19 protein-coding genes and 1 pseudogene are annotated in these 23207 nt (G+C 60.4%); 11 read left to right on the forward strand and 9 right to left on the reverse strand.

What is annotated here, in order from left to right:
• Positions 1 to 154: 154 nt before the first annotated feature.
• The 3 genes from V9L20_RS21450 to V9L20_RS21460 form a co-directional block, all read right to left on the reverse strand.
• Entirely contained in the window at positions 155 to 721 is a 567-nt protein-coding gene (locus V9L20_RS21450; RefSeq protein ID WP_337298154.1) for a nuclear transport factor 2 family protein, read from the reverse strand.
• 180 nt (positions 722 to 901) lie between these two features.
• Positions 902 to 1690, reverse strand: a complete 789-nt coding sequence (locus V9L20_RS21455; RefSeq protein ID WP_337298155.1) for a response regulator transcription factor — start codon at positions 1688 to 1690, stop codon at positions 902 to 904.
• Between the two features lie 411 nt (positions 1691 to 2101).
• A complete protein-coding gene (locus tag V9L20_RS21460; protein WP_337298156.1) occupies positions 2102 to 3778 on the reverse strand; it encodes a sigma-54-dependent Fis family transcriptional regulator in 1677 nt (558 codons plus the stop codon).
• A 538-nt stretch (positions 3779 to 4316) separates the two neighbouring features.
• Between V9L20_RS21460 and V9L20_RS21465 the strand changes: the two genes are divergently transcribed.
• A complete protein-coding gene (locus V9L20_RS21465) occupies positions 4317 to 4640 on the forward strand; it encodes a hypothetical protein (RefSeq protein WP_337298157.1) in 324 nt (107 codons plus the stop codon).
• A gap of 487 nt (positions 4641 to 5127) precedes the next feature.
• Here the strand turns inward: V9L20_RS21465 and V9L20_RS21470 are convergent, their stop codons facing one another.
• Positions 5128 to 5868: an SDR family NAD(P)-dependent oxidoreductase gene (locus V9L20_RS21470; protein ID WP_337298158.1), complete on the reverse strand. Its 741-nt coding sequence runs from the start codon at positions 5866 to 5868 to the stop codon at positions 5128 to 5130.
• A 606-nt stretch (positions 5869 to 6474) separates the two neighbouring features.
• On the opposite strand from V9L20_RS21470, the gene V9L20_RS21475 reads away from it, so the two are divergent.
• Positions 6475 to 7131: a hydrolase gene (locus tag V9L20_RS21475; RefSeq protein ID WP_337298159.1), complete on the forward strand. Its 657-nt coding sequence runs from the start codon at positions 6475 to 6477 to the stop codon at positions 7129 to 7131.
• Positions 7132 to 7625: 494 nt separating this feature from the next.
• On the opposite strand, the gene V9L20_RS21480 is transcribed toward V9L20_RS21475, so the two are convergent.
• Complete coding sequence (locus tag V9L20_RS21480) at positions 7626 to 8567, reverse strand: alpha/beta fold hydrolase (protein ID WP_337298160.1); 942 nt, start codon at positions 8565 to 8567, stop codon at positions 7626 to 7628.
• 93 nt (positions 8568 to 8660) lie between these two features.
• Here V9L20_RS21480 and V9L20_RS21485 point away from each other — a divergent pair, with 93 nt between their 5' ends.
• From V9L20_RS21485 to V9L20_RS21510, 6 genes are all read left to right on the forward strand, one after another.
• Positions 8661 to 9248, forward strand: coding sequence for a CGNR zinc finger domain-containing protein (locus V9L20_RS21485; protein WP_337298161.1), 588 nt, complete (start codon positions 8661 to 8663; stop codon positions 9246 to 9248).
• 62 nt (positions 9249 to 9310) lie between these two features.
• Positions 9311 to 9712 (forward strand): RidA family protein, encoded by a 402-nt coding sequence (locus tag V9L20_RS21490; protein ID WP_337298162.1) that lies wholly within the window; start codon positions 9311 to 9313, stop codon positions 9710 to 9712.
• Positions 9713 to 10316: 604 nt separating this feature from the next.
• On the forward strand, positions 10317 to 10772 hold the full coding sequence (locus V9L20_RS21495; protein ID WP_337298208.1) for an AraC family transcriptional regulator: 456 nt from the start codon (positions 10317 to 10319) through the stop codon (positions 10770 to 10772).
• Between the two features lie 1142 nt (positions 10773 to 11914).
• Positions 11915 to 12391 (forward strand): (2Fe-2S)-binding protein, encoded by a 477-nt coding sequence (locus V9L20_RS21500; protein ID WP_337298163.1) that lies wholly within the window; start codon positions 11915 to 11917, stop codon positions 12389 to 12391.
• Positions 12388 to 14649, forward strand: a complete 2262-nt coding sequence (locus V9L20_RS21505; protein ID WP_337298164.1) for a xanthine dehydrogenase family protein molybdopterin-binding subunit — start codon at positions 12388 to 12390, stop codon at positions 14647 to 14649. The genes V9L20_RS21500 and V9L20_RS21505 overlap by 4 nt, the downstream gene beginning before the upstream one ends.
• 2 nt (positions 14650 to 14651) lie before the next feature.
• Positions 14652 to 15317, forward strand: a complete 666-nt coding sequence (locus V9L20_RS21510) for an Isoquinoline 1-oxidoreductase subunit (protein WP_337298165.1) — start codon at positions 14652 to 14654, stop codon at positions 15315 to 15317.
• A gap of 617 nt (positions 15318 to 15934) precedes the next feature.
• On the opposite strand, the gene V9L20_RS21515 is transcribed toward V9L20_RS21510, so the two are convergent.
• Together V9L20_RS21515 and tnpC are read right to left on the reverse strand one after the other, a co-directional pair.
• Positions 15935 to 16483, reverse strand: a complete 549-nt coding sequence (locus V9L20_RS21515) for a hypothetical protein (RefSeq protein ID WP_337298166.1) — start codon at positions 16481 to 16483, stop codon at positions 15935 to 15937.
• A gap of 103 nt (positions 16484 to 16586) precedes the next feature.
• A pseudogene (gene tnpC / locus V9L20_RS21520) lies at positions 16587 to 18028 on the reverse strand (IS66 family transposase); the annotation flags it as partial.
• Between the two features lie 171 nt (positions 18029 to 18199).
• Here tnpC and V9L20_RS21525 point away from each other — a divergent pair.
• The 3 genes from V9L20_RS21525 (at position 18200) to V9L20_RS21535 (ending at position 21231) form a co-directional block, all read left to right on the forward strand.
• Positions 18200 to 18616 carry a hypothetical protein gene (locus V9L20_RS21525; protein WP_337298167.1) on the forward strand — a complete coding sequence of 139 codons (417 nt, stop codon included), beginning with the start codon at positions 18200 to 18202 and terminating at the stop codon, positions 18614 to 18616.
• Positions 18617 to 18702: 86 nt separating this feature from the next.
• On the forward strand, positions 18703 to 19533 hold the full coding sequence (locus tag V9L20_RS21530) for an alpha/beta fold hydrolase (protein WP_337298168.1): 831 nt from the start codon (positions 18703 to 18705) through the stop codon (positions 19531 to 19533).
• Positions 19534 to 19614: 81 nt separating this feature from the next.
• Entirely contained in the window at positions 19615 to 21231 is a 1617-nt protein-coding gene (locus V9L20_RS21535; RefSeq protein ID WP_337298169.1) for an FAD-dependent oxidoreductase, read from the forward strand.
• A gap of 364 nt (positions 21232 to 21595) precedes the next feature.
• On the opposite strand, the gene V9L20_RS21540 is transcribed toward V9L20_RS21535, so the two are convergent.
• Entirely contained in the window at positions 21596 to 21994 is a 399-nt protein-coding gene (locus V9L20_RS21540; protein WP_337298170.1) for a RidA family protein, read from the reverse strand.
• Between the two features lie 335 nt (positions 21995 to 22329).
• Entirely contained in the window at positions 22330 to 23133 is an 804-nt protein-coding gene (locus V9L20_RS21545) for an NAD(P)H-dependent oxidoreductase (RefSeq protein ID WP_337298171.1), read from the reverse strand.
• Between the last annotated feature and the right edge of the window lie 74 nt (positions 23134 to 23207).

Below are 23207 nucleotides of genomic sequence, written 5' to 3' on the forward strand. Positions count from 1 at the left end.
GGACCACCAGGTGGTGTGCGCGAGTGGGATCGTCACTCACGGCAGCGGCCGAGCACCGCGAACGGCGGGGTGTTCGCGACGCTCGAGGACGAGACCGGTATCCACGCCCGCAAGTTCGCCGAACTAGGTGACTTGCTCAAACAGCACCAGACACTCAGATGTCGGTCTCTGACCCGTCCGGGTTGGCCTTGATGTGGTATTGCCCGCTTTCACGGAAGCTGCGGACCGTGGCAAAGGTGTCTTCCATGAACTGAACGTACGAAAGCTTGCCGCCATTTCCCCGTGCCAAAACCGCAAACGGCGAGGTAACGGTCTTGCCCAGGGTGGTTGACGTATAGGTGAAGGTACCGAAGATCGCGGCGCCGTCCTCATTCTCAAAGCTGTCCTGGATCTGGAAGTTGTCGACCTTCCAATAGCGATGCACATCGATAAACGTCTGAACCAGACCTTTGACGCCTTTGGTCGTCCCGGCCCAAGGCAGAGCCTGCTTGACTTCCGGTTTCCCATAATTCAGCGAGACATAGATGAAGTCATCGGTGGTGTACTGTTTGACGAAGTCCAGATTGGTCGGGCTAGACAAGATCGTCTGCAGTACGGCCAATGGCGAAACGTTCGAAATGGGCTTGGTTGTGGAAAAGACCTGCGCATCGGTAGTGCCGACAGTTGAGGTCTCCGCCGCCGCTGCGGCGGGATTGCGATGCGTGGGTGCGATGTTGGACATGAAGTGGTGCTTTCCTAGTTTTCAAGAAGGTTTGACCCCCGAATCTTCGAAATTGATCCACTTCATTGTCATGAAGCGCCAACCCATTTCCGACGACCAGGGCTACGAAGGAGCAGTTTTTTGGCGGCAGAGAGGTACTACATAGGCAACTTCCTTCCAAGCGCGGCCCTGTGAGTGAGATTACTGATACGCCGTTCCCCAGACCGGCTTTGAGCGTAGAGGCGCTTGCTCCGAGCCGACTCCGTTCGCCACGGAAGGAGCTGCAACGCGAAAGCAGGCCGGCGAAGCCGAACTTGACTTGACGCCCGGGCGCGCGAGGAATGGCACTGGCGCTGGTGCTAGCAAACCCCGCTCGTGCGCTATCACCACAGCTTCTGTGCGATTACTTGCGCCTAGCTTTTCCAAGATCCCGCGCATGTGGCATTTGATGGTCCCGAGTTCGACCTGCAGCCGCGCAGCGATCACCTTATTGGCAAGGCCTTGTGCAGCGAGGCGCAAGACGTCAGTTTCGCGCGGCGTGAGTTGTTCATTGAGAACATTGTCCAAGAGGCTTATGGCCAGTGATCCACTGACATGACGGATGCCCATCTGCACGTTCAACACTGCATCCATGACTTCGTTAGCCGGACTAGTGCTGGTCAGATAACCAGCAACGCCCTGCTCCAGCGCAGTTCGGATCTCGGACTGGGTCGCGCGACTTGTGACCACCATGACGTGCGGCCCTCGCGTACCAGAGGAAACCTTTGCTCGATGCAGCGCAGCGGCCAGTGACAACCCACGGTCGTAATCGGTAATTACAACGTCTACTCGCTGCGCAAACAGCCAATGCAAAAGCGTCTCAACTCTTTCTGCGGTGCAGGGTTCGAGAAGTTCGATGTAGCTATGGCGTGATAGTGTGGCTGTAAGCCCGGCATCGACCAGGTGCTCGCCGTGCATCACGAGGATGCGAGCTCTAGTAAGGGTTGTCATAGTGAATCTCAGGTGAGAAGTTCTGATGGAAATACCTGTAATGCTGCTTCGCGATAGACAGGGGCGCCTGTGCCGATAGCGCATGCGGTTGCTCTCATTGAGGATGGCGAACCGGTCGTGCACATGTGGTCGAGGTCATCTGCGTGCATCTCCATTTCGTGATCTCGGAGGGAGTTGCTATGTCTGTTGCACGCGCCATGCCAGATAAGTGCGGTCTCGATCGCACAAGGGCAATTCCCCAGCAAACATCGCCTCCGGGGCTGTTGGACGACCGCTTGGGGCTGGCTCAGAGCTTTTTAGAGGGTCGGAATCCGACCGCACTTCGACGCAGGGTTATCAAAGCGTCAAGCAGCCTGCATCGTTTGCATCATTTGATGAAGGCTGTCTGCTGGCGCCAACGGCCTCTTGCGATTAGGGTTGAGGCACGTCGCCGCTGCGGAGGCGCTGCACGCGATAGCTCAGTTGCGGCCGGGTTAGGCCCAGCGCGCGTGCTGCCGCCGCGAGGTTACCGCCGGAGCGAGCGACGGCTTCCTTAATCAGCAGCTGCTCCATCGCGTCGAGCGTCAGGCCTCGCCGTGATACTTCATCAAAGAGAGAATCGGACGCGGCCACGGACGGCGGCTCCAGTGTGCCCACTGCCGTTACTGTCAGGGCGCCGGTGTCCGGCAACCCGGGGAAAAGCGCATCCACATCGATTGGCTCGCCGTCACTGACAAGAATTACGCCGCGTTCGATAAGGTTCTCAAGTTCGCGCACGTTGCCGGGCCAAGCGTGGCGGCGCATCGCGTCGAGCGCGCGGTCGGAGAAGCCGGCCACTCGCTTGCTATGGAGCGCCGCAAAGCGCTGCAGCAAGTGCATCGCGAGCGGCTCGATGTCGTCGCTGCGCTCGCGCAGCGGCGGAACGCGAATCGGGTAAACGTTCAGACGGTACAGCAGGTCGCGCCGGAAGCGACCCGAAGCGACTGCGACCTCAAGGTCGACATTGGTCGCAGCGACCACTCTCACGTTGATCTTGCGCGACTGGGTGCCGCCTAAGCGATCGAGCTCGCCAAGCTGCAGCACGCGCAACAGCTTGGCCTGCGCGGGTAGTGGTAGTTCACCTAGCTCGTCGAGCATCAATGTGCCGCCATCGGCCCGCTCGAAGCGGCCAACGCGTGGGGCGCTTGCGCCTGTGAAGGCGCCTTTTTCGGCGCCGAATAGCTCGCTCTCGATCAGCTCAGCCGGTAAGGCAGCGCAGTTGATCGCCACGAATGGTTTGTCCTTACGGGGGCTCATCGCGTGCAACGCGCGGGCGAAGCGCTCTTTGCCGACGCCTGTCTCGCCTGTCAGTAGAACCGTTACCTGCGTGGCTGCTGCCTTGCGCAGCAGCGCGAGTGCCGAGTCAAAGGCGTTGGACTTGCCGACCAGCGGACCCAAATCATCCGAGGCCTCCAGAGTGGAGCGCAGGCTCTCTATTTGAGACTGCAAATCTTCCAGCCGGATCAACATCGAATCGGGCTCATAGTCGCCCGCCATTGCTTCGGCTTCCGGCCAAGCGGCCGCCGCTTTGCCGACGATGCGACACGACGGAGCACCGCAGGCGCTGCACTCCGTTTCCTTGAAGAGGATTGGACGGCCGAAGAATTCGCTCGTGTAGCCCGAAGCATAGCCAAGCAGCATCCAACACACAGGCTCGGTCTGCGGGCCGAAATCACGGATGTGGGTTTCCACCTCCCATGAATGGTCCCAGCGGAAGACACCGTCGAAGTGACCGCGTTCAATATCGACATCGAAGCGCTCGGGGGTGACCTGCACGGCGCCCTGCAGCATGTGCAGTTGTGGACCCACCAAAAACATCTCAAGCAGTGCCGCCTCACCGCGCACCTGACGAGCTAGCACTGCATCGCGCCGGCCGGACGCATGGCCAGCACGCATGAGAACACGGCGAGACTGCTCTCGGCCAAAGCTCAGAAGCAGTTCCCGGCGAAGCGAGCCTAGTGCCGACAGATGCAGCAAGACCATGCGCCGACCGCCCATCCAGATGCGGCCATCCGCCGCTGAGAACTGTATGAGCTGGCGCAGGTCCAGGTCGTTCGGTAGAGATGGCATGTCAATCCTGCGACTGCGATGGTTGTCCAAGTACGGAGGCTTGTTGGCGTTCCCTCGACCAGGCCCAAGGTATGAGCGACCGCCGAGCGTCAAAGACCGGTCGTTGTCGGGGGCGAGAGCGAAGGATGGCATCCATTGCGAAGCGATCTCTCGGTGCGGCAGCGCGAAGGGTCGTCGGAGGTCGAAACGAATTTCCGTCCATAGTCTCGGGCGCGTGGCGCCGATTGGCACGGCTCCCGGGTTCTAGAAGTCTTTGACGTCTCTTCGTCGCTATGGTGAACCCAAGGGACGCCGAGTGCTGCCTCCTAGGACAGCCCATAAGCTTCAGCAAAGAACATACATATGCTTTTCCGGTTTCGACGTCTGTCGCAGTGCCGAAGCCAGTGGAGCTGGCCCGGTATTGCCTCTACCTTTGCGGCAGATCCTCCTGGTCTAAATTACCCGGTAGTTTCGGAGAAAGCGTGGGAGAACGCTGCAGCGAGAATCATCTGCCATTCGGTCTTGAGCCAGCATGGGGTCAGTATGCCCGCAGAGGTGGATGCAAGCACTGTTTAAGATTGCGGCAAACAGACTAAAAATGCCCACTGGACGCTGGCCCGAAGTCGGTCAGAAGCCGACCGGCTTGAGCGGAACCGAGCACGACTTTCACCTCAGTGCCGCTCATGGCCGCAGGAGCGATGCATCAGCGCGTCAGGCGCATCAAGTGACGGTGCCGACGAACGAACAAGTCTTGCGCATCTTGCGCTTCAACTACATCAGTTCTGGAGCCCAGACTCTCTTCGGCGCTGACGAAGTCCGCGGCCTCTTGCGTCAACACTCGGCGTTCCATGTCGAGACCGCCGCTCCTATCCCCGATGCATGAGAGCGTTGTGGCTTGTCAGTCTGACTTAGTGTGCACTTGCAGCATTGACACCTCCCGGGCAAACGTTGGCCATCTCAGCCATTTAATCCGGCCGCACTTGGCGATATCCGTCCATCCTGATGAATAGGTTCAGCGTACCTCGCCAGCCGCCGCTGCCGTTTCTTCGGCAACGCCAAGAAAGCGCCGTCCGTTGTGCCCGGCGCGGCTCACCGCGAAGTCGCTGGCGCCTCCGGGGTCTGATTCTCTCCACCGGACTTGGCTGGCGCTTCAGCCGCTCGAGCACCGCCATTTCGTGCACCATCTTCCCATGTGAACTCCAGTGAGTCGTTTGAATGCGATCCCAGTGCCGCAAGACGCCGCCTGGATCAGTTCACGCTGTGCAAAAACGACACAACTGAGAAGGGTGAATCTCGCGTGCTTTGCTGCTTTGCTGCTTGGATGTCGGATACCCCTTTGGAGGAGCATCTGTGAACGCGTTCTTTGATTCTTAGGCGAGAGCGCCGGCGTCAGCGAGCAGGGTCGCGCCGGTGATCAAGCTTGCGGCAGGGCTTGCAAGGAAGACCACAGCGTTAGCGACCTCTTTGGGCTCGCCAAAGCGTCCAAGTGCGGTCAGTGCCTTTTGGAAGTCAGCCGCCGGGCCGTTTGCGGGGTTCGAATCGGTATCCGTCGCGCCTGGGTGCACGCAGTTTACGGTGATTCCCTTTGGGCCCAGCTCACGTGACAGTCCCCGTGTAAACGACACGAGTGCTGACTTCGTCATCGCGTATGCCGTAACACCAGGGAAAGGCACACGCTCCGCCAACCCGGAGCCAATCGAAACAATGCGCCCCCCTTCCTTAAGGTACGGAATGACAGCTTTTGAAAATAAAACGGGCGCCCGCACGTTGGTATCCATAAGTACTTGATACTCCTTCAACTCCAGATCGGCAATCATGCCGCTGTGGCCGATCGCGGCGCTGTTGACGAGAATGTCAATGCCGCCGAGCGATGCTCCCGCCTCTTTTACTGCGCGCACGATTGCTTCCGGATCAGTACTGTCGGCCCGGATAGCGAAAGCACGGCGACCCAAGCTCTCGATTTGCTTAACGACAGATAGAGCTTTCTCTGGGGCATTGCGATACGTGAAGGCAACGTCAGCGCCATTTTCGGCTAGCGTTGTGGCGATGGCTGCACCAATGCCTCGCGATCCGCCAGTAACCAGCGCCAGTTTCCCGTTTAAATCAATCATAGAAGTTCCTTGGTTTGCGAATTTATGGCACTGCGTTGGACGACCAGCGGCGCCCGCATCGGATCCCCGAAACACATGTTGTAGCCCTGCGCAGCGTTATTCTTAGTTGCTCAAAGTGGACACCGATTTCGTCGAAGATTCCTTCGACAATTTGCTCTAGAGCGAGGGGCTTGGTGTTCAACTGTTGGTGAGGACGAAATTTCCATCCATGTCTCTGAGAATGTGATGATTAAGTGCTCTCAACTTAATGTTCCAGACTCGTGTTGGATAGGGCATTACCGATGACGGGTGCCTGATGTGCTAAGTCCTTCGAATCGGCCGCCGCAGTATCTAACGAGACCTTGTGGAAAGCACTGTTCAATATTGCCTCAATCCGGCGAAAGTTGACCGTAAGGTTGCGTCTCAGAACGTCGCTCTGTCTTTAGGACTAGCCCGGGCAAGCATTTTTAGATAGTGCATGGCACTGGAAGTGTTGGCACCATCGGGATCGGGCGCCGGCGGCTGCGATGCTTGCCGGACGGAATGCAGACTCGGCTTACTAATGAGCTAAGTTTGCGTCAGCTGCCCTAATCCACTGCATCGCGCACGCCTGACCAGGAGTTTCGAATGATTAAAGCCGGCCTTCCCGCACTTCTCCGTCCCCAAGACAGCATAGTTGTTCTTATTGATCATCAGCCTTTCCAATTCACAAATCTTCACAGTCATGACCCAACGATGATTGCGAATAATGTGATTGCTTTGGCCAAAGGTGCCAAGGCATTCAACGTCCCAACGATTCTTACAACCGTGCTTGAGGAGCGAGGGGGTTACCTCTTGAAGGGCTTGCAAGATGTTTTCCCGGAACAGAAGCCAATTAATCGGACATTTATCAACACGTGGGAGGATCCCGCGGTCACAGACATCGTTAAAAAGTCTGGTCGTAAACAGCTCGTCCTGGCGGCGCTTTGGAGTGAAGTGTGCCTTGCTATGCCGGCAATTCAAGCCGTTGGTGAGGGATATGACGTGTTCGTCGTCACAGATGCATCTGGCGGCGTATCCGCTGAAGCACATGACATGGCTGTGCGACGACTGGTGCAAACTGGCGTGGTTCCCATCACATGGCTAGCCGTGCTTGCTGAGTGGCAGCGTGACTGGGCACGAGAGGAAACGGCCAAGGGGCTGTCTCAAGTGTTGCTGGAGCATGGCGGCGGCAGTGGCATCGCGTTGGCCTGGGAGATTCAGCTCCTAGCCTCGGCGGGGCAGACGGCTTCGAAGGGCGTTTGACCTCACCCTCTGTGCAAGATCGCCCTCCAATCAATCGCTGTGTTCCGGTAACAAGGGCTGTGTACGTGTAGGCAGTTGAAGCTGTTTGAAAGTGCCTCAACGTCCTCGTCCACGCCTGAGTGAGCCGACGGTGCGCAGTTTAGATTGGTTGGCACCTATAGCCCGACCAATGTCCGAATGCTGCGCCACCTTCAGTTATGCCCGCGCGACATGCAACGACACCTGCGCTGCGCGGGCGAGTCAGCATTCTCTAAATGTGCTGGATCCTCCCTGCTGAAGCTTGCACTTGCGGGCAGCTGGAACCTCTGGTGAGCACGCTTTGCTGCGGAGGCAAGGTCAACGCTTGATCGGGCTCGCTCATGACCGTGATCGGGCGCGCCGCGTCAAGCCGCAGCGCGCTTTTTGATAAGGCCTGCAAGTTTGCGAAATGCGTTGCACCCGAGGTGTACTTGGCGCTATTCGAGCGGTGGATCGGCATACCCGCCCCAGTTTCATCACTTTACGTGCGCATCGAGAAACGCCCGGATAACCGCACCAATCTCGGCGCCATGGGTCTCAAGTGCCAAGTGTCCAGTGTCGTAAAACCGGATGTCAGCCCCAGGGATGTCGCGCTTCCATGCAGCGGCACCCGCTGGGAGGAAGAAGGGGTCGTTCTTCCCCCAAACAGCCAACAGCGGTGGCTGATGCTCGCGGAAGTAGGCTTGGAACTCAGGATACTTCGCGACGTTGGTCCTGTAGTCGAGCAGCAGATCTAACTGCACGTCCGCGTTACCGGCACGCGACACCAGATAGCTTTCGAGGGCGATGGCATCGGGCGGCACGAGGCTCGGATCAGGCACACCTTCCAGGTACTGCCACTTGATCGAAGACGGCGTTGGGAACTCGTGCAAGGATTCGCGGTTTTCCCGCGTAGGCTCCTTCCAGTACTTCTGAATCGGAGCCCAGCCATTGCCAAGCCCTTCCTCGTACGCGTTGCCGTTTTGAGAAATGATCGCGGTTATACGTGATGGGTTTGCTACAGCGAGCCTCCATCCGACTGGGGCGCCGTAGTCAAACACCTGCATGGCGTAGCGGTCAAGCCTCAGCTGCTCGGTGAACTGACCAATGGTCTTGGCGAGTTGGTCAAAGGTATACGAGTACGAGCCACTGGCGGGTGCCTCTGTGAACCCAAAGCCCGGAAGGTCGGGCGCAATCACGTGATACTTGTCTGCGAGCAGCGGAATCAGTCCGCGGTACATAAACGAGGATGCTGCGTAGCCGTGCAGAAGAAGGATCTTGGGCGAGTTCGGATTCCCTGCTTCTCTATAGAACACCTTCACATCGCCCACTTGCTCGAAGCGGTGGTGGATCTGGAGATCGGCTGCATTTACAGCACCGTATGCGATAACTGCAGCTGGCCCAGCTGCGGCTGCGGCTGCGGAAGATACATGGGACATGTGCACACCTTTGTAACCTGTTTGAGCTGTTTTAGAGGTTACCCGAGATCGATGTAACTTGTCAATACATGCTTAAAGGGTTACATTGGGGCAATGCAAAGCTATTCGCAGACTGATCGCCCGGCGCTACTCATCGGCGATGACCTCGCTCTCGACTTTTTAAATACCCGCTATGGAACAGGTTCAGCGCATCGCGAATGCCTTGTGGACGATGCGAGTGTGGTGGCGTGGCTGAAGCAGGCTGCAGTGCTTACTGACGACTTCCGTGGAGCGCCGCCTGGTTTACTGAGCCTCGCACTCGTCCTCCGGGAAAGCGCGAGAGCGCTTATTCAAGCGGCAAAGGCAAAGGAGCACGCTGACACCCGAACTATCAACCACGTGCTTGAGATGGGGCGGGATTTACACGAGCTGGCGTGGCGCGGCAGCAGCAAGACCTATCACTTGCAGTCACGACGTCGAGACAACGGCGCCGCCAGTCTGCTGTATCCGGTCGCGCAAGCGATAGTAGACCTGCTTGTTAGTACCTCCTTGGACCTAGTGAAGCAGTGCGAGGCCCACGATTGCACGCTTATGTTTCATGATCATACAAAGTCACACCGTCGTCGCTGGTGCAGCATGGCCCTTTGTGGAAACCGGATGAAGGTCGCAGCCTTCCGCGAAAGAAAGAAGCTTCGAGAGTAGCTGTCGACGCCACGATCAGAAGACTTCACACCAACTGACCTTTCAATTTTGGAAAGCGAAACATGAGCAAGCCTGAGTTTTTTGTCGTGCCCGGCGCTGGCGATATCTTCCGTAAAGAGTTGCACTTTTCAAGTGCGGTCAAGATTGGCGATCGAATTGAGACGTCTGGACAAGGTGGCTGGAATGACTCACTGCAGATTCCAGAAAAGATCGAGGATGAAATCGCGGCAGCGTTTCGGAATGTCGAGCTCGTGCTGCAGACTGCAGGAGCAACTTGGGCGCACGTCGTTCACGTGAACACGTATCACGTCGGCGGTTTCCCGCCGATCGTGAACGAAACGATAGTCAAGCTCTACAGACAGTACATGCCGAACCATGCACCGATTTGGACACAAGTGGGCATTGAGGAACTTGGGCTTCCGACGATGCGCTTCGAAATCCGCGTCACAGCTATCGTTCAGTGATCCATCAGGGTGCCGATGGCACGACCTGCACATTGCCCTTTGTTCGGAGAGCGTTGCGGTCGCTATGAGCTGGGGCGCCTTCTAGCTTGGAAAACTTTGGGCGCATTCTCGTGCTCATGCAATCTATCAAGGCTATGACGCTGCAACCCAATTGCGTGGTAGTGGAAGATAAACCACCGATTCAATGATGCAAACCCCTGTCGATTTGCCGGAGAATGTACTCAACCTAACTGGTTCGACACGCGTGTGGTCGGGTGTGACCGTCATTCACGCAGAGTTCACCTGTGCGGGTCGTGTAATGTATGAAGTTCCATTCGAGGACGAATCCCGGATTGGCCTAATACTGGAAGAAGTTGGGTCATATCGATCAGAACCACGATTGAATCGGGATGCTCCTTGCCGCGTCGACTACAAGCCGCGTCAAATTAATTTCGTTCCAGCGGGAATGACTATATGGGGATACAGCAGCGACATTCGGTATGCAAGGGACGTTAGGCTATGTTTCGATTCCGCAATGCTACGCGAAGCATGCCAACTGGAAAGAGTTCGGAATGCTGGAGACGTTCCTCTTCTGCGGTTCTCTGATGATCATATTGCCACGTTGATGAAGCTACTCGCCGACGTCATTGACGATCCGGATCCATCTGTTCAGTTGTATGGCGACGCACTCATAGCGGCGTTGGCAGTTCGGATGTTCGGGCGAGCAGATTCCGAGGCAAAGAGCGCAACGAAACTGTCACCAATGCAGCTCAGGAACGCAGTGAGTTTTCTTGAAGCTAATATGCCTCTTCGCGTTGACCTGAACACGCTAGCATCGCTTGCGGGACTTTCACCTTCTTACTACAACCGCGCTTTCAAGGCGGCGACCGGTCTGGCGCCTTACCAATGGCAGCTGCAGGCGCGAATCCAGCGAGCGCAAGCTCTCTTGTTATCAACCAAGATGTCCCTCGACGATGTGGCCGAAGCAACGGGTTTTGCAGATGCCGTGCACTTCGCACGCACGTTCAAAAAGCTTACGGGGGCAACCCCATCTGCATGGCGTAAGGACCGCGTTTCATAAAGACCCTGCTTAAGGAACCGCCTTGCCTGTTTCCCTAAGCGAATCAAGAGGGACGCGAAGGCCTCTCGATTGGCGCAGCAGCAAACGCGAGACTTAGCAACTAAGGCACTAGACCCAAGTGGCCAAGCCTCCACCACTCGCCCGGCCACAAGGTAAGTGACTTACCTTGCTGCCGTGAGGCGCGGTTAGTGCACATAGCTCAATGTTTTTAAGCCATGCGGCGCAGTTGCTCAGTCTTCGCGGGGGCCGTCGACAGGGCTGCGGCCGCGTACCTTGAGGCCACCGTTCGGCTGGGACCATGGGCGAGGAGTGCGTCAGGTTGCCGCAGTCGCCCGCTGTGTGGTGGCGCCAGGGTCGCCGAAACGCCGAAATGAAATTCCGCAGCCAGGCCGTACGGCTCCACGTGATGCAGAGCACATTGCAACTGGATTTACCGTTAGCGCTTTGACGACGTCGGTGGGCCTAGCCTGCAACACGTCGTCGGCGACCGCGGGAGCCCTCCAAGCCGCCGCTGTTCCGAGACCGTTCAGCAGCCCCATGCTATAGGCGCTTCTGCAGGGTCACTGCCGCGAGCCGCGAGACGAACCGCCGGGCGCTGCCCACAGCGCGCAGAGTTGCAGAAACCATGAACAGCGCCGCTCACTGGCCGGCGGGCACGACTGGTTGCGCAAGCGCCACCAGCATGTCCACGCATAGCATCAATGGTGGACGGGTCACGCTCGGCGAGCAACCTTAGGCTGGCAGGTTGCAACTCCTATCGGCCAAGGGTGTAACGCATGACTTGTCCTCGTGGCGCCGTGGCTGAGCATGAGCTCCCGACGCGGCTCCGGTCACGGAAGCGCAAGTCTACGGGCGAGCTGATCGCGTCGACGCCGCTTGCTGTCGGGCGCAGATGCCCTTGATCTTGAAGGGGACCTCGCCCGCTCACTCTACGCCGAGCACCACAGCTAGCGCGAGTTCGGAGCCTAGGGGTGGCGCCCGCCAAAGGAAGTTGGTGAGAACAGGCGTGGTCCAGACCCGAAGACCAGCAACGAGGTCGTCCCAAAGGATGATGCGTTACACGGCCGTGCGATGGACATTTGTCATCACATGCCCCTGCCTCAATCCGAGGCTGCGCATCCAATGATTACGAGGAGAGTGACTTGCCTTACACCTTGCGCGTTAACGGAAACGTCCACCAATTCGATATCGACGCCGACACGCCGCTTTTGTGGGTCTTGCGCGATCAACTTCGGTTGACCGGGACGAAGTACGGGTGCGGGGTGGCGCAATGCGGCGCTTGCACCGTGCTCGTTGGCGACAGGGCGGTGCGCTCATGCACCGTGCAAGTTTCCAATGTCGGCGACAAGGCAGTGACGACGATCGAGCAGCTCGAAGGCCCCGAAGCGGCCGCGGTGCGGCGGGCTTGGATCAACCACAACGTGCCGCAGTGCGGCTATTGCCAGAGCGGGCAGGTTGTAAGCGCCGTGACTCTACTCAAGGAGAACAGGTGGCCGACCGACCGAGACATCGACCTGGCGATGGCCGGCAACATCTGCCGCTGCGCGACCTACACCCGCATCCGCGCCGCAATGCATGACGCCGCGCGGACGCTGCAACGCAAGAGGAGAAGTGCATGATGCTCGATGACACGGATGTCCTCCGCAACGATGATGCGCGGCGCATCGGTAAGCTTTCGCGTCGCGACATGTTGGCCCTTATGGGCCTGTTCGTCGGCGCCTTCGCGCTCGCCGCGCCTCGCCGCGCCTGGGCCGCGGCGGCGGCCACCGCTCGTACGGCGTCTGCCGGCATCGTGCCGACAGCGCTCGCTGCAAAGGAGTTCACGCCCAATGCGTTCGTAAGCATCGGCCGAGACGGCCTAGTGCACGTGGTGTGCAAACACCTCGAGATGGGGCAAGGAGTGGCCACCGGCCTGGCGACCCTGGTCGCCGAAGAGCTCGACGCCGATTGGCAGCAGGTCAGAGTCTGGCTCGCGCCGGCTGACATCGAGCATTTCAGCAATCCGATGTTGTCTTCACCGGAATCGCCGCTGCAGGCCACCGGCGGCTCAAGCTCGATCGCCAATAGCTTCGTGCTGATGCGCGAAGCCGGGGCCAAAGCCCGCGCAGTTTTGCTACAAGCGGCTGCGACGGCGTGGGCGGTGCCGGCCCAAGCGTTGCGCACCGAGCGTGGCCAAATAGTGCACGCTGCCAGCGGCAGGCGCAGCGGGTTCGGCGAGTTCGTCGATGCCGCTGCCAAGCTTGCTCCGCCATCCACCGTGATGCTGAAGTCGCCATCGCAGTTTCGGCTGATCGGTGTCGAAGGCGCTACGCCTCGACTGGATATCGACGACAAGACCAACGGCCGCGCCATATTCAGCCTAGACATCGACGAAGGCGAGCCGCTGGTCGCTCTGCTCCTGCGCTCGCCGCGCTTCGGCGGCAAGCTGAAATCCTTCGACGCCGCAAAGGCCAGGGAGGTACGCGACGTCGTCGATGTGAGGGAGGTGCCCGGCGGCGTTGCGGTCTACGCAAAGAGCACCTATCCCGCAATCAAGGCACGCCGGCTGGTGCAAGCCACGTGGGACGACAGCGAGGCGGAGTCTCGGGGCAACGAAGAGCTCTATGCGGAATTCGTCGGGGCGCTGGACGATGAAGGCTTGGATGTCGGCAGCCGCGGTGACCCGGCACGGGTTTCCGGCCCGGGCCAACGCGTGCAAGCGCAAGTCCTATTTCCGTACTTGGCGCACGCGCCTATGGAGCCGCTCAACGGCTGGATGCTATGGGACGGCCATTCGGTGCGCTGCCGCTTTGCCGCTCAGCAACCGACAACGGATCTGATCGAGATCGGCAAGATCTTCGGCGTTCCGCCATCGGCCGTCAGTCAGACGGTGGTGATGGCCGGCGGCAGCTTCGGCCGCCGTATCGACACCGGAGGCGACATGGTGGGCGAGCTGGCGCAGGTATGCAAGGCGATGGGCCCGGGTAGGCCTGTCAAGCTGGTGTGGACGCGCGAAGACGACATCCAGGGTGGCTTCTACCGCCCGATGGTCGCGCACCGTTGGCAAGCCGTGATTGAGAGCCGCAAGATCGTGGCGCTCGAAGCGCATGTGTCGACGCAGATGCCGCTGCCGCTGCCGATCACCGATCCGGGCGGCAAGGTGACTCCCGTGGCAGTGGAGCTGATGGCCGCAGGAATGGAGGATCTGCCCTACGACGTGCCCAACGTGCGCTGCGTGCTGCATCCGGTCACAAACCGGATTCCGGTCGCCACGCTTCGATCGGTGGCGAACATGCACACGGGCTACGTGACAGAGACGTTCTTCGACCACTGCTTCGAGTTGATCGGCGATGACCCCGTTGCCGCGCGGCTGAGGCTGTTCGCCGGCAAAGACGCACCGCGTCTGAGGCAGGTGACGCAATTGGTCGCGGAGATGGCCGACTGGCGTGGCGGCCAGCCCCGGCAAGGCCGCGCGATGGGTGTGGCCGTGATCAAGAGTTTCGGCACCTATGTCGCGCAGATCGCCGAGGTTTCGCTGGGCAAGGGAGGCGAGCCGGTCGTGCACCGGGTCTGGTGCACGGTGGACTGCGGCCAGGTCGTCAACCCGGACATCGTCCGTCAGCAGATGGAAGGCAGCATCGGCTTCGGGCTGGGCGTGGCAATGTACGGCGAGATCAAATTCGACAAGGGTGTCCGCATCTCGCGCAACTTCTTCGACTACCGGTCCCTGCGCATTCACGAAATGCCCACAGTGAGCGTGCGCCTGGTCAGGTCTGACGCACCGCCGAGCGGAGTAGGTGAGCCTGGCGTGCCGCCAATCGCCCCCGCGGTGGCCAATGCGCTGGCACGGCTGGGGAAGGCGCGCCCGTTACGGCTGCCTTTCGCGCAAGGAGTGTGACCATGGCTGTGTGTCGTTTATTGACGGCTGGCCGCGCTGTCTGCACAGTGGCGACATTGTCCGGATTGCTGCTGGCCCAGGCCGACTCCGGACCGCCGCAGTCGAGCAAGGCGGCCGAATCGCCATCGGGGGTACCTTTGAAGGCAGTCTCGGAATTCGATGCCATTCAAGATCCCCGAGCGCGCTCGGCGGCCCTCTTCATTGAGGCCGGCAAGGTGCTTCAGCACCCGAGATGCTTGAACTGCCATCCCAATGGCGACTCGCCGACGCAGCGGGATGAGATGACGTTGCATCGTCCGCTGGTAGTGCGCGGCGCGGGTGGCTGGGGTGCCAGCAACGCGATGACTTGCGTCGCTTGCCACTCGTCGGTAAGTGGACCTACGGGTGGCAGTTTCGACGACATTCGCTGGCGTGTGGCTCCGGCCAAAATGGCGTGGCAAGGGCTGACCCTGCCGCAGATATGCGCGCAGCTCAAGGATAGACGTGGCAAGTCCGACACGGACAAGATGCTTAAGCATAGCGTCGAAGACAAAGTGATCGGCATGGGCTGGAACTTTGGGCCTGCATCACCGCCGGGCACGCAGAAGGAGTTCGGTGAACTGATGAAGGCCTGGGTTGCAACTGGTGGGCACTGCCCGAACACAGGCGAGGCACGCGGTAAGCATTGAGCGCGGTGACGGAAAGCGAATCTTCGAAGCTCCTAAAGGCTCTCGTCGCGACGGAGCGCTACGTCCGTGTACGGCAGAAGGGTGAACCGCAGGACTTGCCGGGCGGCGATCTCCTTGCGCACGTCTTTCGTAGACCGTGATCGTGAGCGTCTGGAGCGTCGGAGCAGCATCCGCAATTCGGGCGCAACTGGTCTGGCTTCGCCGGCGGGGCGCGAGGTCACGGGCGCTCGAAGGCCACTACGCGGTTGTAAGAGCCCTGGTAGCCGAGCGCGACCAGATCGGCTTGCATCTGCACAGCAGCTCGTCTTGGTCCAAGTTGTGACCGTATGCGGCGGTGCGCAATGATCGCCCACACCTGCTCCTCCGACCACCGTGCACCGCGCGCCAGTGATCGGTGTGCCGCGCGCTCTCACCTTGGCGACTGTCGGCGCGATGCCGCTCGAATTCCGCGTAGAGCGCGCGAGGTTGACTCTTCGGCGCGCTCACCCGTCACTACGAGAGTGCGCTGGTTGCGGAACTTCGGGTCATCGCGGAGGTACCAAATGCCCACTTGGACCTTGTTCGAACATGAGCACCATGTATGCGTACTGCAAACACATCTTGACGTCACGAGATGACTACGAAGCGCGTGCCCATTTTTCGATTGCTTCGAGTGCAACGAAGGCCGGATAGGACTGCAGCGTTGGGAAGCGCCTGCGGTAGTAGCAGTCCCAATAGCTTGTAGCCCGCCGTCTTGTGGTCGCCATAAAGTCGGGGTTCTCGCGCGCGAACGCAGAGAGCGGCTCATGGTCAGCGTCAGAGACAGCGGCAGCAATGGCTTCCACGATCTCGATGACATATTCACCCAGAAGCTGAACGACGAATGGAACAACCCATGGTCGATCGTTGCCGATGAGCTGTCGCAGGCAATCCTCGCGAAGATAGCCATTCCAATGCCTGGTGCCGAGGCAGAGCGCGAGCATTCGAGTGTCGCCACTCGAACGCGCGATGACCGATTGAAGGTTTTGCGGTGCGTAATAGACGCGGTATGGAACAGACAACTGCTCGCCCTGCACGAGGACGGTGAACCCGTCCGTGGCTGGTGCAAGCTCCGCGTCGGGAAGCGCGAGTAGCAGCGTTGATGCGGCTGGCCATAGCACAGCGGGGAACATCGGGCGGTAAGTCATGAGCGCACTCTGATTCGAACTTCGTCGGTCGCTGACGATCGCGCCTGACTGCGAGCCGATGGCCGCGCAGGGCCAATGGTAAGGCAAGCGTTCGCGCCGACGATCACGCCGTAAGGTTTGGCCGCCAGTGATGTGGCAGCAGTTCGTCGATGCGGCTGTGCGGCTGTGTTGGCAGGCGCAGGAACACATCCTTCAGATAGGCATACGCATTGTGTCCGTTGAGCTTCGCCGACTGGATCAGGCTCATGATGGCAGCGGCGTGTTGACCGGCGCGCAGGCTCCCGGCGAACAGCCAATTGCCTCGGCCCACAGCGATGGGCCGGATCTGGTTCTCCACCCAGTTGTTGTCCGGGGGCAGGATCCCGTCGTCCAAGTAGCGTGTGAGCGCAGTCCAGCGCTTCAGGCTGTAGTTCAGTGCTTTGGCTGTCCCTGAGCCTCCGGGAACCTTCAGCCGCTGGGCGATCATCCAGGCATGCAGCGCCTCCGCGATCGGCCGGCCCCGCGCTTGCCGGATCCGCTGCCGCTCATCCGAGTCCAAGTCCTTTACCTCGCGCTCGATCTCGTAGAGCCGAGCGAAGTATTGGATGCCAGCCTCGGCGATCTGGCTCTTGTTGGCCGTGTGCAGCTCGACGAACTTGCGCCGCGCATGGGCCAGGCAGCCAGCTTCGACGATACCCTTGGCCAGCAGGGCCTTGTAGCCCGAGTAGTCATCACACACGAGTGCGCCTCGCCATTCGCCCAGGAAGTCCTGCGCGTGCTGGTCGGCCCGGCTGTCGGCGAAGTCGTAGACCACGGCCTTCATGCCTTCGAAGGCGCCTGGTGTGTAGGCCCACAGGTAAGCGCGGTGCGTCTTGCCGGTCCCGGGCTTGAGCATGGCCACGGGGGTCTCGCCGGCGTGCAGCACGCGGTGAGCGAGGATGGCGTGCTTGAGTGCATCGACCAACGGCTGCAGGCGCACACCGCATGCGCCGACCCAGGTCCCGAGCGTTGAACGGGGAATGGCCAAGCCAGTGCGTCCGAAGATCGCTTCCTGCCGGTAGAGCGGTAGGTGGTCGGCGTACTCGGCCACCATCACCTGCGCCAGGAGGCCGGCCGTGGGGATGCCTTTGTCGATTACCTGGGCGGGCACCGGCGCCTGGATCAGCGTCTGGCACTTCGGCACGCCCAGTTGCCGCGGATATGCCGCTCGACGGTGAACACGCCGGGAACGTAGTCGAGCTTCTCGGCCACGTCCTCGCCGATGCGCTTAAGGGCGCAGCCGCATGTGCAGGTGGTCGACTCGGGTTCATGGGGGACATCGACGCGCGGCAGGTCTGCCGGCAGCGGCGTGCGACGCGGCTGTTGCTTGTCCTCGGCCTTGGGAGGTGGGCGGAGCTGCTTCAACTGTTCTTCAAAGGCAGCCAGGTCGGCGTCGAGTGCCTCCTCCAGAAGGCTGGCCTGCGCCGTATCGAGCTTCTCGCTGCTCTTGCCGAAGCGCAGGCGCTTGTATTGCGCGAGCTCGTGGGTGAGCTGGTCGACCTTGGTGGACTTGAAGGTGACCTCGCGCGTGAGCTATCGCTTCGTGAATCGGTAGCGTCTCTCTTAAGGAGGATAAGGCATCGGCCTTCAGAACGTTGCCGGCAAAGCGCTGCTGACCAATGATTGGAAGCCTCTCAGACTTGGTTTTCACAGGTCATGGGGGCATCCTCCTTCTTCCACCCCCCAGTTAGGACAATCATGAAACCAATCGCCAACGTGTCGGTCATCGGAGTTGCGTTCCTAGGATTCTCTTTGAGCTGTTTGGCTGAGATCAAGCCTCAAGCGGCGCAGGTTCACGAGCAGCGAAAAGTCGAGGCGGCGGAGGCTGCTCGTGAGTTCAAACCTGGTGAAGGTGATCCAGTTCCTGAAAGTCGCCCCAAGGTGCCGCGCTCAGACCGGATAAAAGCGCGCGAAGTCCGCAAGACCGCGGGAGGCGAAGCGGCACGCGCCTTCGCGCCGGGGGAAGGTAATCCCAAACCAAGTAGTGCGGTCTCGCGATCCCCAAAGGCCGAACGGAGGGCCGAGCGCACCGCCAAACGAGCGGAACTGAAGGCAGAAAACAAGGCGGGTGCTCTCCCGAACTATGGCGACTCCTACGGCAACAGGCAGCGCTAGAGCATCCGCCGTTTGGAATTGTCGGTTAGCCCTGCCGGACGCTATCCGATCAAGCTGACAACTCAACGTACGCTCCGAAGTAAACCATGCTCAAGTTCATCTCGCGCATTCTTGCGGTCAATATCCTTGCATCCGTTGCATCCGTTGCATCCGTTGCATCCGTTGCATCCGTTGCATCCGTTGCATCCGTTGCATCCGAGGCCGGCGCTACCGAAGCCAAGCCGACGATCGTCTTGGTTCACGGTGCATTCGCTGACTCGTCCAGCTGGAACGGGGTGGTCTCGCTACTGACCGGCAGCGGATTCACTGTTGTCGCCGCCGCCAACCCGTTGCGAGGGGTCGCCAGCGATGCGGAGTACTTGGCTTCGCTCGCACGATCGATTGCCGGACCGGTCGTACTTGTCGGCCACTCATACGGTGGCGCGGTCATTTCCGCCGCAGCCAACGGCCTAGGCAACGTGAAGGCGCTCGTATTCGTCGCAGCCTTTGCTCCGGACCAGGGCGAGTCCGCGCTGGCACTGGCAGGAAAGTTTCCTGGATCGACGCTCGGAGCGGCTTTGGCTGCGCCCGTGGAGTTGCCTGACGGTGGCAAAGACCTGTACCTCCAGCAGGCCAAGTTCCCGCAACAGTTCGCTGCGGACGTTCCGCTCGCACACGCGAAGGCTATGGCGGCCACCCAACGGCCGATCAGGGCAGCCGCCTTGGAGGAAGCATTGCATGACCCTGCATGGAAATCCATTCCCAGCTGGGCCATCTACGGAACGGCAGACCTGAATATCCCGCCTCAGGCAATGAGCTTTATGGCAGAGCGTGCGAAGGCAAGAAAGACCATTGTGATCAAGGATGGCTCACACGCATTGATGGTGTCCCATCCGGCGAATGTGGCAGCGCTCATCCGGGAGGCAGCAGGCAACTGACGGCCGGGCCGTAATAAAGCTTCGTCCGAGCAGTGCGGGCGTCGCGTGTGTGACGTCGAAGTTCAATATGGGAGAGCAACGTTGGAAACGATTGGGAGAGACCTCGCTGAAATGCAGCGCATGCCGCTGGCAGCATCGCACGTGGCAGCGATTCGCGCGGCGGGCAGCGAGATGAGATACGCCGCCGGCACAGTATTGGTTCGTCCTGGCGATCCCGCAGAGCACTTTGTTTATGTTGAGGATGGCGAGATCGAGGTAATGAACGCCTACACCGGTGATCGACTCGTGGCTGCAACCCTCGGGCCATCGCAGTTCATGGCCGAGATCTCCCTCCTCTCAGGTGGGAGCTGGTCAATGGCGTTCCGAGCTGTCCGCGATACCAAGGTGCTTCAGGTGCATCGCGGGGACATGCTCAGGCTCATGGCGCACATGCCCGAGATGTCTGACATCATCATCACAGTCCTGTCCGCCCGTCGTCGCAAACAGCTCGAGTCCGGGGCCAGCTCGCTCGTGCTAATCGGCGAGGAAGTCGACAGGAACATCGGGCGCATCGCCGAATTTGCGGGTCGCAACCGACTGCCCTGTGCGTCCCATGCGCTGGGAAGCGCCGAGGCCAAGGCGATCGCGCAGAGTTGCTCCGCTGCGCCGAACCGGCCGGTGGCCATCTTCGGCAAAGACACAGTGGTCACCGATCCGACCCCGGAGAAGATCGCGCGGCTTCTTGGCATGAACCGCGACCTGGTAGACGACGAAGCGGTTGACGTGCTCATCGTGGGGGCTGGCCCCGCCGGCGTCGCCGCAGGCGTTTACGCGGGGGCCGAGGGGCTCAGCGCGCTCGTTGTGGAGGACATCGCGATCGGTGGTCAGGCTGGCACGTCGAGCAGGATTGAAAACTACATGGGCTTTCCAACCGGGATTTCCGGTGCCGACCTGGTGTGGCGCGGGGAGGTGCAAGCCATGAAGTTCGGAACCAGGTTCGCCATGCCGCTTCGCGTCGACGCACTAGAGCGGCTGGAGGACGGCTCTTTTTGCGCCACGTTCAGCAATGGACACCGCGTGCGATCGCGCGCAGGCGTGATCGCCACCGGCGTTCGGTATCGCCGGCCCCCGATTCATTCGCTGGCGGACTTCGAGGGCGCAGGAATTTACTATTCTGCGACCGAGAACGAAGCGCGCTTCTGCCGCGACGCCGAAGTGATCGTCGTGGGCGGCGGCAACTCTGCAGGTCAAGCCGCGATGTTCCTCAGTCGCGTTGCGCAGCGCGTCCGGTTGCTCGTTCGTGGCCATACGCTGGCTGCCTCGATGTCCAGCTACCTCTCGACCCGGCTGGAAGCTGAACCGTCCATCACTATCGAGTACGGTGCGCAAGTGACAGCCGCGCACGGCAACGATCGGCTTGAAGCTGTCACGATCCGCCGAGAAGGCCGCGATGAGCGAGTGGACACCTGTGCCATGTTCGTGATGGTCGGTGCAGTGCCGAATACCAGCTGGCTCGCTGGACTCGTGCGATTGGATGACAATGGTTTTGTACTGACGGGCAGCGATGTGGACGCGTCTTCCCCTTACGAGACCTCCTGCCGTGGCATCTTTGCCGTAGGCGACGTGCGTGCGGGATCCGTCAAGCGCGTTGCCTCTTCTGTCGGCGAGGGATCGGTCGTGATCTCGCGCGTTTGGGCGCACGTCAAAGAGGCCGTATAAGCTGGCGCACTCCATCGCAGAAGCGTTTGAGCGCGTCACTTTGACCCAAACCACGTTCGCAGCGATGGCACGGGCAACTGCCATTTCAACCTCAAGCTGGTCGAAGCTATTGGAGTTCAAAGCAGGCAAATCGAGTTCAAAAAAACTGCCTGCTACTCTACCGTGCATGAAGAACCAGAGTTCGACAATATCCGACAGCCTCGATGGTGCGGCCACGCCAATGCCCTGCTCGCGATCGGCCGAAAAAACGCACAGCGCAGCGCTGCGCCCCATCGCACGACCTGGCCCCGGTACGTCAGAATCCGGCCCAGAAGCGGACTTTCGTCGCTTCTGACAACGAACGGGAAGCGCTTTTCCTGACGCTTCATTGAAGGACAGCGATGGCCTGGATCTCAACGAGTAGTTCGGGCAATCCGAGCCTTGAGACCTGCACCAGCGTCTCTGCGGGCCGAGCTCCGGCGAACTCCTCGGCCAGCACGTGCAGGTAGTTGCGATGATGAGCGATGTCCCTCAGATACACCGTCAAACTGGCAACGTTCTTCAGCGTGCCGCCCGCCGCCTCAACCGCTACCCGAAGGTTGGCGAAGACTTGCTTGAGTTGAGCATCAATGTCGCCCACACCGATCAGCGTGCCGTCGGCAGCTAGCGCGACCTGGCCAGCGATGAAGACCAACCCTCGGGGGGAATCTGCTCGGACGACTTGGCTAAACAGGTATGGCGACGAGTCCCACAGGTTCGCAGGCTGGATGGATTGCAAAGGCATTTCGAGGTCTCTTCCAGGGTCGGTTCAGTCATGTTCGCGATCGGATGCAGCGGCCCTGTGCGAGCGCAGCGAACCGAGGGAACGGCTTCAACGGCACCATCTGCAGGTGCAACAGGTTCTCAGCCACAAGCGGCAATGCGTCGACATAGTCGCGGGCTTCTTCCGCGGAACCGTTTCCAGCCCCAGCGCAGCTCCTGGACCGTCGGCCAGCCCGTGCACAGCGCGCACGATCCCAGCAGCCATGCCCCGCCACACAGCCTGGATTTCCAGTTCGCCCAGTCGCTCGAAATCGCCGGCGCCAGCGTCCTGGCGACGGGTCAGGATGGCCAGCGTTTTCACGCGGTAGTCCCCACCATGTCATCGTTCGTGTTCTCGATGTGTGCCATGAGGCCGGTTTGACCAGGCGCGATCTCCGGCTTGAGTTCGTTGCGGTTGGTGTAATCGCCACTGTTCTGGGCCCGGAACGGAATAGGCGCATCAGTGAACAGGCCATCCAGGCGCAGCCGCCATGCGGCTTCGGCGCGGGCTAGCTGGTCGGCCTCCATCCGGCCGGCGCCGTAGACGGCAAAGGTGGGCAGCACGTCAAAGCCCGGAAAGTGCAGCGAGCCGTGGGTGACAGGGAACAGCAGTTGCTCGATCGGCCCATTGATTCCGCGCTGCCCGTAGTCGGTCTCGGGGCCACCTGTGGACACCGCGAGCAGTGCGCGCTTGCCCTGGAAAGCGCCCGCGCCGTAGCGGTATGCGTTACCCGCGTTCTTGTACTGGTGGGCGAGGCCAGCGGCCCACACGCGGTCGATCCAGCCCTTCATGATTGCCGGCATGCCGAACCACCAGAGCGGGAATTGAAAAATCACGGCGTCAGCCCTCAGAACCTTCCTCTGCTCGGCCGCCACGTCGGCCGTCTGCTGACCCGTGGCATAGGCGTGGCCCGATTCGGCGCCGAAAGATAGGCGCTCGGGATCGGACCGCTGCGGGAAGTCATCGGCGTCGAACACCGCCTTCCAGCGCATCGCATACAGGTCGGACTCCAGCACCGTGTGACCTTGGGCTTGAAGGCTTTGACGCGATACGCCCACCAGGTGCCGGGTGAGCGAGGTCGGCTCGGGCTGGGCATGGATGATCAGAACAGTCTTGGACATGAGAGATGGTGCTCCAGGGGGTTGGGCCGTCCGAGAGATGGAGAGGCAGCGCTGCAGTTTGGCCAACTTGGTCT

Source organism: Variovorax sp. CCNWLW225 (assembly GCF_037204045.1).
Lineage (GTDB): Bacteria > Pseudomonadota > Gammaproteobacteria > Burkholderiales > Burkholderiaceae_C > Variovorax.

Coding starts and splice junctions, on each gene's coding strand:
- V9L20_RS21450 (WP_337298154.1), bottom strand. CDS start 721: ATGTCCAACATCGCACCCACGCATCGCAATCCCGCCGCAGCGGCGGCG.
- V9L20_RS21485 (WP_337298161.1), top strand. CDS start 8,661: ATGCAAAGCTATTCGCAGACTGATCGCCCGGCGCTACTCATCGGCGAT.
- V9L20_RS21515 (WP_337298166.1), bottom strand. CDS start 16,483: ATGACTTACCGCCCGATGTTCCCCGCTGTGCTATGGCCAGCCGCATCA.
- V9L20_RS21465 (WP_337298157.1), top strand. CDS start 4,317: ATGCAAGCACTGTTTAAGATTGCGGCAAACAGACTAAAAATGCCCACT.
- V9L20_RS21530 (WP_337298168.1), top strand. CDS start 18,703: ATGCTCAAGTTCATCTCGCGCATTCTTGCGGTCAATATCCTTGCATCC.
- V9L20_RS21540 (WP_337298170.1), bottom strand. CDS start 21,994: ATGCCTTTGCAATCCATCCAGCCTGCGAACCTGTGGGACTCGTCGCCA.
- V9L20_RS21510 (WP_337298165.1), top strand. CDS start 14,652: ATGGCTGTGTGTCGTTTATTGACGGCTGGCCGCGCTGTCTGCACAGTG.
- V9L20_RS21495 (WP_337298208.1), top strand. CDS start 10,317: ATGAAGCTACTCGCCGACGTCATTGACGATCCGGATCCATCTGTTCAG.
- V9L20_RS21525 (WP_337298167.1), top strand. CDS start 18,200: ATGAAACCAATCGCCAACGTGTCGGTCATCGGAGTTGCGTTCCTAGGA.
- V9L20_RS21470 (WP_337298158.1), bottom strand. CDS start 5,868: ATGATTGATTTAAACGGGAAACTGGCGCTGGTTACTGGCGGATCGCGA.
- V9L20_RS21490 (WP_337298162.1), top strand. CDS start 9,311: ATGAGCAAGCCTGAGTTTTTTGTCGTGCCCGGCGCTGGCGATATCTTC.
- V9L20_RS21460 (WP_337298156.1), bottom strand. CDS start 3,778: ATGCCATCTCTACCGAACGACCTGGACCTGCGCCAGCTCATACAGTTC.
- V9L20_RS21505 (WP_337298164.1), top strand. CDS start 12,388: ATGATGCTCGATGACACGGATGTCCTCCGCAACGATGATGCGCGGCGC.
- V9L20_RS21475 (WP_337298159.1), top strand. CDS start 6,475: ATGATTAAAGCCGGCCTTCCCGCACTTCTCCGTCCCCAAGACAGCATA.
- V9L20_RS21545 (WP_337298171.1), bottom strand. CDS start 23,133: ATGTCCAAGACTGTTCTGATCATCCATGCCCAGCCCGAGCCGACCTCG.
- V9L20_RS21455 (WP_337298155.1), bottom strand. CDS start 1,690: ATGACAACCCTTACTAGAGCTCGCATCCTCGTGATGCACGGCGAGCAC.
- V9L20_RS21480 (WP_337298160.1), bottom strand. CDS start 8,567: ATGTCCCATGTATCTTCCGCAGCCGCAGCCGCAGCTGGGCCAGCTGCA.